At 47.2% G+C, this 14,090-nt stretch carries 10 protein-coding genes; all 10 read left to right on the forward strand.

Translation table 11 applies throughout. The annotated features are described in order from the left end of the window. Positions 1–36: 36 nt before the first annotated feature. On the forward strand, positions 37–1,659 hold the full coding sequence (locus BMY11_RS16700; protein ID WP_090578411.1) for a response regulator transcription factor: 1,623 nt from the start codon (positions 37–39) through the stop codon (positions 1,657–1,659). A gap of 27 nt (positions 1,660–1,686) precedes the next feature. Then, entirely contained in the window at positions 1,687–3,480 is a 1,794-nt protein-coding gene (locus BMY11_RS16705) for a sensor histidine kinase (RefSeq protein WP_090578415.1), read from the forward strand. An 87-nt stretch (positions 3,481–3,567) separates the two neighbouring features. Beyond that, positions 3,568–4,917: an ABC transporter substrate-binding protein gene (locus BMY11_RS16710; protein WP_177182680.1), complete on the forward strand. Its 1,350-nt coding sequence runs from the start codon at positions 3,568–3,570 to the stop codon at positions 4,915–4,917. A gap of 21 nt (positions 4,918–4,938) precedes the next feature. Beyond that, entirely contained in the window at positions 4,939–5,928 is a 990-nt protein-coding gene (locus tag BMY11_RS16715; protein WP_090578421.1) for a Gfo/Idh/MocA family protein, read from the forward strand. A 338-nt stretch (positions 5,929–6,266) separates the two neighbouring features. Further along, entirely contained in the window at positions 6,267–7,718 is a 1,452-nt protein-coding gene (locus tag BMY11_RS16720) for an ABC transporter substrate-binding protein (protein ID WP_090578424.1), read from the forward strand. 99 nt (positions 7,719–7,817) lie between these two features. Then, entirely contained in the window at positions 7,818–8,768 is a 951-nt protein-coding gene (locus tag BMY11_RS16725) for a carbohydrate ABC transporter permease (protein ID WP_256217563.1), read from the forward strand. Positions 8,769–8,791: 23 nt separating this feature from the next. Next, positions 8,792–9,628 carry a carbohydrate ABC transporter permease gene (locus tag BMY11_RS16730; protein ID WP_090578427.1) on the forward strand — a complete coding sequence of 279 codons (837 nt, stop codon included), beginning with the start codon at positions 8,792–8,794 and terminating at the stop codon, positions 9,626–9,628. Between the two features lie 6 nt (positions 9,629–9,634). Further along, a complete protein-coding gene (locus BMY11_RS16735) occupies positions 9,635–10,525 on the forward strand; it encodes a sugar phosphate isomerase/epimerase family protein (RefSeq protein WP_256217564.1) in 891 nt (296 codons plus the stop codon). Positions 10,526–10,553: 28 nt separating this feature from the next. Continuing rightward, entirely contained in the window at positions 10,554–13,037 is a 2,484-nt protein-coding gene (locus tag BMY11_RS16740; protein ID WP_090578430.1) for an alpha-mannosidase, read from the forward strand. Positions 13,038–13,123: 86 nt separating this feature from the next. Further along, the gene (locus tag BMY11_RS16745; protein ID WP_090578434.1) at positions 13,124–14,056 is read left to right on the forward strand and encodes a phosphotransferase enzyme family protein; all 933 of its coding nucleotides are present in this window, start codon (positions 13,124–13,126) and stop codon (positions 14,054–14,056) included. Positions 14,057–14,090 lie beyond the last annotated feature (34 nt).

Here is a 14,090-nt window from a genome sequence, read left to right on the forward strand (position 1 = left end):
ATAGGTTCCTTTCATTGTTTAGAGGAGGCGCAATTCATGTATTCAATGCTTATCGTTGACGACGAGAAATGGGTTCGGCAAGGGCTGAAACAGACGATCGATTGGCAAGCTTACGGGATTGAGCTTTGGGGCGAAGCGCAGAATGGCGAGGAAGCGTTTACATGGCTTTCTAGAAGCAGACCCGATATTCTTATCACCGATATTAAGATGCCAGGTATGGACGGCTTAACCTTACTTGAACACATTAACAAACAGAAGATGCACACGAAAGTAATCATCATGAGTGGTTACAGTGATTTCTCATATGCACAGAAAGCAGTAAGATGCGGAGCTTACGGATATGTGCTGAAGCCGGTCGAGGAGCGCGAGCTGCTTGAGATTGTTCATAAATGCGTGGAAGACTTGGAGAATGATTCTAAGCAAGCCAGCATTCTTGAGGAAATGCAAGGACAAATTCGTGAAAGTATGCCTCTGGCAAGACAGAGATATCTTGAGCAGCTATTGCGAGGGGAAAGCACGCCGAACATTGGTGATGCGGAGAATATTTGGCGCGCACTGAAGATGTCCATGAATCCTGAAGAAATACAAGTCGCGGTTGTTCGTATACACGACTGGGGAATTAAAGGTGAAGCGAGGAGCAGCCGGAGTTCTATGCTTTACGCCATTGGGAACATCGCCGAAGAGTTGTTAAAGGGCAAAGGATATCGCTCGTTCTTCTGCAAGCTAAGCGACGAGGATGGAGATGCCGCGCTTGTATTTTCACCGGAACTGGGAGCAGGCCTTGATAAGAAGACGATTGTTCCTTCCGTATTGCTGGAAGTGCTTGAGGAGAGCAGTCGATTATTGCAAGTGACCGCCAGCATTGGTCTTAGCCGAAATGTTGGATGGGATAAACTTTCAAATGCTTATACCGAAGCTGTCTATGCTTGCAGCTATTCGTTCTTTAAGGGTAAAGGCAGGATTTATGACAGCGAGCAGCTTCCACCGCTTCGAGCCGATAATGAAATTCCATCGGTAGTTCCGAGTCCAGAATGGGAAAACCGAGTAACGCATGCGATTAAAGTTGGTGACAACGAATTAATCAAACAAACAGCGTTAGAACTGCAGCAGCATATCGAGGGGATTATTCCCAAGTATGCGCCACTGCATATTATTCAGGGCTTGCGAATATTGCTGGCCAATATGTTCTTCAAGCTGAAAGGCTGCCTCAATAAAGAGGAGGCTGTCGAACGAAGCACACTCAAGGAATTGCTTCCGAACAGCTTCCAATTAGAAAGTTTGAGCACCCAACTGGTCGAGGAATTATTAAAGTGGAGCTCGAGAATCCGTGAGACGGGAAGTCGCTCCAGAATTGTCGAGTTGGGGCTTGAGTACATAGGCAAGCATTTCTCCCGACAATTCACTTTGCAGGATGTTTCCAATCACCTTTATGTGAACGCTTCCTACTTCAGTAGGCTGTTTCATGAGGAAGTAGGAGAGACGTTCGTTCGTTATGTAGCGGGCATGCGCATTACGAAAGCAAAGCAGCTTTTGAAAGGCACGACGATGAAGATCTATGAAATCGCTGATGAGGTCGGATACAATGATTTCCGGCATTTTGTAAAAACATTCAAAGAAATTGTAGGGCTAACACCTACGCAGTACCGGGATAGTGTCTAGCCAGAACAACAATGGGGCTGAGCGAACATGAGGTTTTTGCAGCGCGAAGTTTTTTGGAATTCAATTGGTTTTAAAGTTTTTGTGCTCTACTTTGTTTCGATGTCACTCACTGTTTCCATAATGGGTTTTCTGTCCTTTACGAAATCGACATCCGTTATTCAATCGAATGCAGGGTCCATTGCCCTTCAGACGATCGAACAAGCGGAGAAACGGCTGCAAATGATCTTGGATGAATACGATAACCGTTCGCAGATGATACTCGGTTATCAAGACCTTCAAAAGGGAATAACAGGGGGCTTCACCGATTATTACGATCGAGTTAGAAATACGACTACGATCTCAAACTTCATCACGAATTTGGTCAATTCCAAGAACGATACGGTCAGCATGAACATCATCGGCAATTACGATACCTCATATCGTTATTCCATCATTACATCTACAGGGTTCACGGTGCTGCCTAAAGCAGATCCGTCGTTGTGCCAGCAGGAGTGGTGTCGCCGAATTGTTGAGGCTGAAGGGAAGGTTGTCAGGTTTGGAATCGGATACTCCTTCATGCCGATCGACAGCCCGAATTATGAGAATACGCCCGTATATTCTTTCGGAAGAGCGCTTAAGAACCTTCAAGGACGAGGAGAAGTTATCGGCGTTCTACTGTACGAAATCAATCCGGAAGAGATTGAGAAGATACTCCGTGAGATTGATTTCAGTACGTCCGGCAATACATTCATTATGAAACGGTCTGGTGATATCATCGCGCAAGATCCGGGAACGACTCTGCCTAGGGAGTTGTCGGAGCTGTCGTTACCTAAGAACGCTCAAGGCACTTATAGTGCGCGCATCCAGGGTGAGGATAAGCTGATCGTATACCGGGAGATGGAAGGAACGGACTGGTTATTGGTCGGTATGGTTCCGATGAAGAATCTAGTCAAAGATACGCGGCAGATCAAGACGTTTACCGTTTATCTTGCACTCGCATTTGTCGTCGTAGCTATCATCTTGTCCTTTGTCGCGGGACGCTTCGTTCACAGGCCTGTTTATACGCTGATGTATTACATGAAGAAGGCTCGGGAAGGGGACTTTGATGTAAAGATCCCCCGTAGTCGTAATGATGAATTCGGCATCTTATTTGAAAGTTTTAATGTCATGCTGTTTCGCATCAAGCAGCTGATTGATGAATTGTACGTCCAGCGGCTGTTGAAGAAGGAAACGCAATTAAAAATGCTTGCCTCGCAGATCAACGCGCATTTTATTTATAACACGCTTGATTCGATTCACTGGATTTCGCGCATTTACAAGATTGATACGATCAGCACGATGATTTTTGGCTTATCGAAGTATTTGCGATTAAGTTTAAGTGATGGCAGAGAGTTTGTTACGGTAGATGAAGCTGTTGAACTGGTAGAGAGCTACTTATCCATTCAGAAAGCGAGATATGAGGATAAGTTTACAGTGGAAGTTGTTGTAGACCGTACAGTCAAGTACAACAAAGTATTAAAGTTTCTGTTCCAACCAATTGTCGAGAATGCGATCTATCATGGAATTGAGAACTTGACAGGAACAGGCGAGCTTCATATTTCTTGGGTGAAACAAGATTCCGGACTATTGTTTACGGTACGGGATAACGGGGTAGGAATACCAGAAGATCAACTGGAACAGATTAGAAGCACACTCGAGCAAACCGATATCAGAGAGAATTTCGCATTACGAAATATTAACGCGCAAATTAAATTAACTTATGGGACGGAATACGGACTTACGCTCGAAAGTGAAGTTGGCGTAGGCACTTGTGTTAGTATGTTTATCCCCCTTGTTGACTAAAGAAACAAAAAAAGCTACTAAATCTCAAATCCCGCCACTTTTTTCGGAGTGTTGGAAACGTATACAATATTGAGGGAGGTCCATAGTGTGGAGGTGAAGTTAAGCTCTCGCTTTATTCTCGTTTTCCTGCTAGTTTGGCCTTTGATTGCCGGGTGTACGGATAATGTATTGCAATCTCCTGGTGGAACGAGCTCGGGTGTTGATGCAGGAAGCGGGGGGAAAAGCCCCGTGAAGCCTGTAACGATCGACTTCTGGTTCCCCTGGGGTGGAGAATACAAGAAAGAATTTAAAGCGAATGTAGTTGACGAGTTCGAGAAGAAGTACCCAAACATTAAAGTAAACATGACATTCGTTGAGACAACGGGAAATACGCAAGCTTCGGATAAGCTGCTTACGGCAATCGCAGCCTCTAACCCGCCCGACGTAGCATTGTTCGACCGGTTTCTAATCGCTTCATGGGCTTTCAAAGGAGCGTTAACAGACCTGACAGGGTATGTTGATGCGTCCGGGATTTCCTCTAGCGACTATTATGATGCGATATGGAAGGAAGCCCAATACGAGAACAAAGTATACGGCCTTCCATGGGGTACGGATAACCGGGAAATGTATTACAACAAGTCGTTAATGAAAGCTGCTGGTCTAAATCCCGAAGTTCCGCCTTCCTCGAGAGAAGAGCTTGACGTAATGGCGGCCAAGATGTTTAAGAGGGGATTAAACAACAGGTACGAGCAAGTCGGGTTTATCCCATGGCTGAATCAAGGCTTCCTGTACACGCAAGGCTGGAACTGGGGCGGCAGTTGGGAAAAGAATGGAGAGCTGGTTCCTAACGACCCGCAAATCGTGAAGGCCGTGGATTGGATGACTTGGTATGCAAAGACGTACGATATTGAATCTTTGGACAGCTTCACCCACGAAATCGGACAAACCGGCATGAATGCTTTCTTGACGGGCAAGATTGGTTTTGTCTACGACGGCAACTGGCTCTTGAACGATCTAAAGAAGTATTCAGCTCAGTTTGACTGGGGCGTTGCTCCGATGCCTGCTCCTAGCGGCAAGAAGCCTGCAACTTGGGCCGGCGGCTGGTCCTTCGTAATCCCGAAGGGCGCGGTGCATGAGAAAGAAGCATGGGAATTCATTAAATTCGTCGCAGGCAAGGAAGGCACACTGCTCTGGGCGAAGCGCCAAATGGATAACAATGATATAACTGCAATGCCAGCTGTGAATGAGGAGCTAAACCTGAAAGGGAACCCTAACCTCAAAGTGTTTTTGGATCAGATGCCCAAAGCATACACGAGGCCTGTTACTCCGGTCGGATCGTTCTTGTGGAACGAGACGTTCAGAATCCAGGACCTTGCGATTAACGGCAGAGGTACCCCGCAGGAGCTGCTCGCACAGTTAAAAAAGAACGTGAATGCCGAATTGGCTAAATTGAAGTAATAACCTTAGGAGGGAAATAAAATGGGAAAAGTTCGTTTCTTAATGATTGGCGTCGGCGGAATGGGTAGAGAGCACATCAGAAGACTTCTGGAAGTGCCTGAAGCTGAAATCGTGGCATTGGCAGATCCTTCTGAAGGGGCTGTTAACCAAGTGAAGGAACGTTTCCCTCAGCTGAACGATTTGCCGGTTTATACGGACTATCGCGAAGCTATTGCTCAAGCAGGCGCGGATGCTGCAATCATCGTCTCGCCGCATAGCATGCATTTCGAGCAAGGTATGGCTTGTTTGGACGGCGGCTTGCATGTGTTGATGGAGAAACCGTTTGTTGACGGATCTGAGAGCGCTGAGAAGATTATTGCACGTGCGGCAGAAGTGAACAAACATCTCGCGGTTGCTTACCAGCGTCACCTTATGGGCCAGTTCATCTATATCCGTAACTTGATCCAGAGTGGTGAACTCGGAACTATCAACTACATTAATGCCTATCAGGCGCAAGCGTGGCTGAATGGTGCGAGAGGGACTTGGAGACAGAATCCGGCGCTATCCTGCGGCGGGCAATTGAATGATTCCGGCAGCCACCTTCTCGACGTAGTGCTTTGGGTAAGCGGCTTGGAGCCAGAGACCGTAACGGCTACAATTGACAACCGTGGAACTGAGGTCGATATCGATTCGTCCGTAACGGTTCGTTTCCACGGGGGAGCAATCGCTTCTTTCAACGTGGTCGGAAGTGCAAGCATCGGCTGGCAAGAAGATCTTTCCATCCATGGAGACAAGGGATCGGTGCTGTATCGCAACGGTAAAATTCTAGTCGCCAAGGAAGGTCAAAGAGAGTTGACCGAAGTGAACGAAGAACTGCCTGATTCCAGTGATCCGAATCGCGACTTCGTCGATCTGGTCCTTGGCAAGGTTAGCGAAGCGGCAGCGCCATCAAGCTGTGGCTTGCGTATTGCTCGTTTAACTGAGGGAGCTTGGAAAAGCGCTGCTAACGGCAGCCAAGTCATTCACTTATAATTTTACGGGAATCATTCATCCAATAGGCTCATGAACAGGCTGCCGCAGTTTTCATTGCGGCAGCTTGTTTTATTAAAATCAAGGGCCCGATTTCATTCATTCTTTGTCAGACAAGCCCGACATTCAGGGATTAGAAATGTCATATAATTGGGGCTAAGAAATGATTCGAAGAGGAATCATTTCTTTTTTTGTAGAAGTGAGGCGAATAGTGTAACCAAACAGATAGAAACAGTAAAAAATAACACACTAAAAGCAAAAGTAAACACATTATGCGAATAAATGAAAACGCATACAATAAGGTTGTACTCGGGAACGAGTAAAAATAGGGAGGTTACCAGATGGAGAATGTAAAGGTGCAGGCAACGAACAAAAACAAAAAGTTTGTAGCATTGTCATTAACTGCAATTACAGCACTGTCTTTAACACTGGCAGGTTGTGGTAGCAGTAATAACAGCAACACAGCATCCACCGATGGGAACGCAAACAAAGCAGCTAACAACACGGCAGCTGCAAACAACACAGCTGACAACACAGCAGCTGCAAACAACAAAGCTGACAACACAGCAGCATCCGATGAAAAAGTTACAATTGATTTCTGGTTCCCGTGGGGCGGAGACTTCCAAAAGGACTTTAAAAAGACAGTAGTGGATCCTTTTGAAGCAGCACATCCAAACATTAAAGTAAAAATGACTTTCGTGGAAACGACAGGTCAAACGCAAGCGTCTGATAAATTGCTAACTGCTATCGCAGGCGGCAACCCACCTGACGTTGCATTGTTCGACCGCTTCCTGATCGGTTCATGGGCTGCGAAAGGCTCTTTGGCGGATTTGAAAGGGTACTTGGACGCTTCTGACGACCTTAAAGCTGAAGATTACTACCCAGGTCTGTGGGCAGAAGTAGTTTATAAGGAAGGCGTATACGGCCTCCCGTGGGGTACAGATAACCGCGCGATGTACTACAACAAGACTTTGATGAAACAAGCCGGACTTGATCCTGAGAAGCCACCAACAACGCTTGAAGAATTGGATGCAATGGCTGAGAAGATCTTCAAGAAGGGCAAAAACGGTAAGTATGACACAATCGGCTTCATTCCTTGGATGAACCAAGGCTTCTTCTATACACAAGCTTGGAACTGGGGCGGTAAGTGGGAAGACGCTGACCACAACCTGACTCCAAACGATCCGCAAAACGTTAAAGCTCTTCAATGGATGGCGGATTATGCGAAGAAATATGACATTTCCAACCTGACAAGCTTCTCCGACGCTATGGGTCAAACTGGTATGAACCCGATCTGGTCCGGTAAAGTCGGCTTCGCGTTCGACGGTAACTGGGTACTCAACGATTTGGCGAAATACAAACCAAACTTTGAGTGGGGCGTAGCTCCAATGCCAGCAGCAGAAGGTCACCCATCAGTTACATGGGCAGGCGGCTGGTCGTACGTTGTTCCTAAAGGCTCCAAGCATGAAGCACAAGCATGGGAGTTCCTCAAATATGTAGCAGGTAAAGAAGGCACGCTCGGCTATGCAAAACGTCCTAACGCAGGTAACGACATTACGGCTATGCCTGCTGTCAACGATGAGCTTAAACTCGCTGACAATCCGAACCTGAAAGTATTCCTTGACTTGATGCCAACAGCATTCACAAGACCAGTTACGCCAGTAGGCTCCTTCCTATGGAACGAAACAATGCGCGTACAGGATTTGGCGATCCATGGTAAAGGCGATGCACAAGCGCTTCTTGACGAAGTTAAGAAGAACGTTGATGGCGAACTCGCTAAACTTGGTGGCTAAACCTAAGCATGCATGAATAAGGAGTAAGAGGACTGGGCGGATACATTCCGCCCCTTCTCTCTTTATAGAGAATTGAACCGATAGAGGGAGGTAATGGGAGTGGCAACAGTCGGAACTACCGCCAAAGATAATACGGCTGCCCTTATGCAGACGAAAAACAAGAAATCTACTAAGTTCGAGACTAAACTCGCGCTGTTCGGATTGCTTTTTGCATCACCCTGGATCCTGGGCTTGCTATTTTTTAATATTTATCCATTACTAGCATCAGCTTACTATAGCTTTACCACTTACAGCATCCTAGAGCCTGGAAAGTTTGTAGGATTCGAGAACTATACGACTTTGTTCAAAGATGATGTCTTCTGGAAAAGTATCTCTAACACGTTGTACTACACATTTATTTTTGTGCCCTTGAGTATTGTGCAAGGTGTAGCGCTCGCTATGCTTCTGAACTTGAAAATCAAAGGACAAGGCATTTATAGAACGCTGTTCTTCATTCCTAGCTTAGTTCCAGAAATCGCGACAGTTATCATCTGGCTGTGGCTGCTCAACCCGCAATTCGGGCTTGTGAACTTCTGGTTAGATAAAATTGGAATTTCTGGACCGCCGTGGATCGGCAGTGAAGTCTGGTCCAAGCCATCGTTGATTCTCATGAGTTTGTGGGGCACGGGGCAAGCGGTCGTTATATATTTGGCTGGTTTACAAGATGTGCCGCAAGATTATTATGATGCTGCACAAGTGGACGGAGCCAATGCTTGGCAACGTATGCGGACGATCACTTTGCCGCTGCTCACGCCAGTTATCTTCTTTAACATGATTATGGGAATGATCGGCGCGTTGCAGAACTTCGTTCTGCCATACACGCTTACAAACGGACAAGGAACTCCAGCCAATTCCATGATGTTCTACGTCATGTATTTGTACACGAATGGCTTCGCTTACTTGAAGATGGGATACGCTTCAGCGATGGCATGGATTCTGTTCATCATCGTTGTCGCGCTTACGGCGATCATCTTCGCAACGCAAAAACGCTGGGTCCACTATCAAAGATAAGAATAGAGGGGGAGAAGTCTTTCATGGAAACTAGTAGCAGACTTTCGTTCTTTCAGAAGGGATTTGCTCATTTTGTTCTTATTGTAATGGGTGCGTTTTTCTTATCTCCCTTTCTATGGATGGTATCCACATCGCTCAAATCGAACGCTGAATTGTTCCTTTGGCCGCCGAAGTGGATTCCAAGCTCTATGGTATGGAGAAATTATCCGGATGCCATTGATTACATTCCGTTCTTCAAATATCTATCCAATTCATTACTAATTTCTGGCCTCGCGACTGTAGCGGTACTCATATCTTGTCCGCTCGTAGCGTACAGCTTAGCCCGTATTCCGTGGAAAGGCGCAAAGCCGTTATTTGGTGCTACTTTGATTGTCATGATGATGCCTTATCAAGTGACAATGATTCCAATCTTTATCACATTCAAAAATATCGGTTGGGTAGGAACGAACATTCCATTGTGGCTTCCAGCGTTATTCGGCGCTCCATTCTATATTTTCTTGCTTCGCCAGTTTTTCATGGGCTTGCCTAAGGAGCTAGAGGATGCTGCTCGGATTGATGGCGCCTCTGAGCTGCGTATTTACTCGCAAATCATGCTTCCGCTTTGTAAGCCTGCTTTGCTGACGATCGCATTGTTCCAATTCATGGGCAGCTGGAAGGACTATCAAGGTCCGCTCATCTACTTGTCGGACGAGAGCCAGTATACGCTTATGCTTGGTATGCAAGCGTTCAAGTCTCAGCATGGTGCTGAGTGGCAGTTGATGATGGCTACTCTCGTAATGATTACAATGCCAATTATGATTCTTTATTTCTTGGTTCAAAAAGCGTTTATCCGCGGTATCACATTTACAGGTATTAAATAATAGCATTTGCCAAGGGAGAGGAATGTCATTAAGCTGCAAATCGGAACACGCATTCCACCGAAGATCGGTGCGCAAGGGTTAGAGCAGACGGCCGCATGGGCTGCTTCTGTAGGACTGGATACACTGGATGTCCCACGGTTAAATCCAGAAGTTAAGCAAATTCTCGATGCTGCCGGACTCGGCATTGGATCTGTTGATGCCTCCGGAACCGGAGCATTGCTTGGTAAAGACGACGCTCGCCGGGAAGCGGCAGCAGAGTCTGTTAAGAAGCAGATAACTGAGATGGCTGCACTAGGTGGCAAGGCAATGTTCATGTGCCTTGTGCCAGAGGATCGTACAGCACCTCGTAGCGAGAGCTTCGCGATCTGGAAAGATAGCTTCCCTGAACTTGTCCGTCATGCGGAAAAAGAAGGCGTTTATATCGCTATTGAAGGTTGGCCAGGACCTGCTCCGCACTATCCGACCATCGGATGTACACCGGAGATGTGGCGCGCGATGTTTGAAGCGATCCCTTCCAAGCACTACGGGCTCAACTACGACCCATCACACATGGTGCGCCTTGGAATCGATTATTTAAGAGCGCTTACAGAATTCGGTGAGCGAATCAATCATGTTCACGGTAAAGATACAGAAATTCTGACCGATGAGCTGTATGAGTGCGGCGTTCTGGAAGCAACGTTTGGCGCGAAGTACGGATTCTCAGAAGGCTCTTGGCGTTATACAATTCCAGGCCACGGCGCAGTGGAATGGAGTAAAGTAGCTGTAAGGCTGGATCGCCTCGGCTATCAAGGCGCCATCGGTATTGAGCTTGAGGATCACCGTTTCTGGGGAACGATCGAGAAGGAACAAGAAGGCATTATTAAGGCGAAAGAGCATTTGGCTCTTTATTTCAAATAGGTATCTGTTCGAAGGTGGGAAATAGATAATGTCTGAACGGACTCGCATCCATTTGATCGGTAATGCGCATTTGGATCCAGTATGGCTATGGCAGTGGCAAGAAGGTTATGCGGAAATCAAGGCGACATTCCGATCTGCGCTTGACCGGATGAAGGAATTTCCCGATTTTATCTTCACTTGTGCCGGTGCTGCTTACTACGAATGGGTGGAAGAGAATGCTCCAGAGATGTTCGAGGAAATCCGGGAGCGTGTCAAGGAAGGAAGATGGGTTATCGTCGGGGGCTGGTGGATCCAGCCCGACTGTAATCTCCCATCAGGAGAATCCTTCGCAAGACATAGCCTGTATTCCCAGAGATATTTTATGGAGAAATTCGGAGTAACCGCCAATGTCGGCTATAATGTCGATTCGTTCGGGCACCATGGCATGCTGCCGCAAATTCTCAAGAAGAGCGGTATGGATTATTATGTGTTCATGCGTCCAGGACAGCATGAGAAGGAAATGGATAGCGATTTGTTCTGGTGGCAAAGCGCTGACGGCAGCCGTGTGATGACATTCCGGATTCCTTTCAGTTACGGTAACTGGTGGAAGACGGGGGATGCCGTCGTAGAAAAGACGCGTGCTGTAGCGGCATTAGCTGATGAGCATGGGCTTGGGTATATGAATTTCTATGGCGTAGGCAACCATGGTGGCGGACCGACGATTGCTAATTTGCATTCGGTTCACCAGCTTCAGGAAGAGCTAGGGGCGGATCGCATAGTCCTCAGTTCGCCTAACCAGTATTTTGCTGAGATGAGCGAATTGTATAGCGATTCTATCCCGGTACATCGCGATGATCTGCAGCATCATGCAAGCGGATGCTATTCGACTCACTCTGAATCGAAAGCTGATAACCGGCGTGCTGAACACCGATTGCTGACGTCAGAGAAATTCTCAAGCCTAGCCCATCATTTGCTCTCGCTGCCATATCCTGACCAGAAGCTGCAGCAAGGCTGGAAGAATGTCATGTTCAATCATTTTCACGATATTATGGGAGGCTGCAGCATTAAGGAAGCTTACCGAGATGCCAGGGAAGCCTACGGCGAGTCGCTTCAGATCGCTGCGGTTACTCTCAATGCAGCTGTTCAAAAAATATCGTGGTCTATTGATACGATGAAAGAAGGCATTACTCCGCTAAGCAAAGATAAGGACTGGGTGCTATGGGAGCAAGACGACAAAGGCATTCCGCTAGTCGTGTTCAACCCGCACTCTTGGGATATTAAAGCGCCTGTTCAAGTGAATAAGAATGTGGCTGGTGTCACAGACGACAAGGGAACTCCGATCCTCACGCAGAGAGTGCGAGGCTCGAGAACCAATGGCTCCGATGACAAGTATGATACTTTGTTCATGGGTGATATTCCTGCGCTAGGGTACCGCGTCTACTGGTTATACAGAGATAAGCAGCAGGAAGCGGAAGCTTCCAATCTTGTGCTGCATACGGAAGACAATGTGCTGGAGAACGATTATATCCGGTTGGAATTGGAATCTCATACCGGCTATATCAAGAAGCTGACTGACAAACGGTCTGGTCTTGATGTGCTTTCAGGTAGTGGAGCAGTTCCGGTTGTCATCGATGAACATGACAGTGATACATGGAGTCACGGAATCTTCCAATTCCGGAACGAAATCGCCAAATTCGCTGATGCCGAGATCCGGCTAATGGAACGAGGGCCTCTTCGTGCAAGACTTCGGGTGACGAGTCGTTATAATCGCTCCGTACTGCGGCAAGATTTTATCCTCTACCATGACCGGCCAGAGATTGAAGTTCAAGTCAAATTGGACTGGCGTGAAGAGCATAAGATGCTTAAGCTTTCATTCCCTGTGAACGTGGAGCAACCTAAGGCAACCTATGAAATTCCATATGGACATATCGAGCGCCCTGTCAACGGTGAAGAAGAACCGGGGCAGCAGTGGATTGACGTAACTGGATTGGCGGCAGGAACATCGAAGTTGTATGGTCTGTCAGTAGTAAATGACAGTAAGTACAGCTCGGATGTACTTGATAACGATCTCAGGATGACAGTCGTTCGCAGTCCGATATTCGCAGATCACTTCGGCGTAAGAGACGAGTGGTGCGAATTCATGGATCAAGGCGTTCAGGAGTTCAAATACGGCTTGGTGCCTCATGTAGGTGGCTGGCAGGATGCTCAGGTGGTCAAGAAAGCCAATGAGCTCAATGTGCCGCTTGTGTCGATTGTGGAGACATACCATGAAGGTACGCTGCCGCAAAGCTTCGCTGGCATTCACGTTTCATCGGATCAGCTTATCGTGACTGCGTTTAAGAAAGCAGAGGACGGAGAGGGATATATACTCCGTTGTTACGAAACTTCAGGCCAAGAAGCGACTACTTCGATCGAGATTCCGATGCTCGGACGGAAGTGGGATGTGGTATTTGGAGCATGTGAGATTAAGACGTTCCGTATACCGCTATCCGCGAATGAAGAGGTAGTTGAGAACAATCTGATAGAATACTAGCAGTCTGCATCGAGCCCTGTATGAAGTTGAGATATACAGGGCTCTTTGTGTTTTATATAAAGCAGCAAATAGGAGATGATCGTAGTTTGAGCGAAGAACAAAAAGATGCAGGACACATTACAGCCGAAATCGCAACCGGTCATTCGACAGGCGGAAGTTCGATTCCAATGGATGATCAAACGACTGAGGATGCGGTTCGAGCGGCACTACTGAATTTGTGGGAGATCAATGATGAGCTTCACCCGCTTGCGGCAGGTACTACATCACGAGTGTGGAGAATTAATGATGCAATCGTCAAATTAGCTCGCGATGAAAGCGAACATTTCAACGCTGGATTACGTGCTAGCTTGGCAGTAGAGGAATCAGGTATTACGGCCGGATCTCCGATTGTTACGGGATCGGGGGAAGTCAGTGCAAGAATATACGTCGGATCTGATGAGTGGATAATGGCTGTTCAACGTCATGTGAGTGGTACGCCTGCATCTATGCATGATTTCGAGCCACATGTATTAGGTGAGATATTAGCGAAGATACATGTGAGTTTGCAACATACCGATACTTCTGGTGGATGGGCAGCAGAAGACGTATTGGGTGGATATATGGAACAAGGGATCTTGCCTGAACAGCCTGAAAGTACAAGGCAGATGATCGCTTCAGCTATCCAAGCCGTACGGGAATGGTATGGAGAGTCAAATTCGCGCAAGCAGCTTATTCGCGGTGATGGACCGGAGCTATTAGTCGAAGATAATGTTGTCACAGGCATGATCGATTGGGGCGGTGTTCGATTCGGCAGTGTTGCTGATGATATCGGCTGCTGGACGCTGCATGGCAATACCAAGGATATTAAGGAATATACTCGGGAATTCGTACGAGGGTACTCATCTGTCAGCACGCTGACTCAGCAAGAAGAGCTTGCGATACCGCTCTTCCAACAGCTTCGCCTTGCATCGCGTGCCTGCTTTGTCACCGATCTTGCTGCTTTGCAGACCATTGGACAATGGATGTCGAACATTCAATAGGCATACAGATAGCAAGGACCTCCAGAGATGGAGG

The organism is Paenibacillus sp. OV219 (assembly GCF_900110075.1).
In the GTDB taxonomy this organism is placed as follows: Bacteria; Bacillota; Bacilli; order Paenibacillales; family Paenibacillaceae; genus Paenibacillus_Z.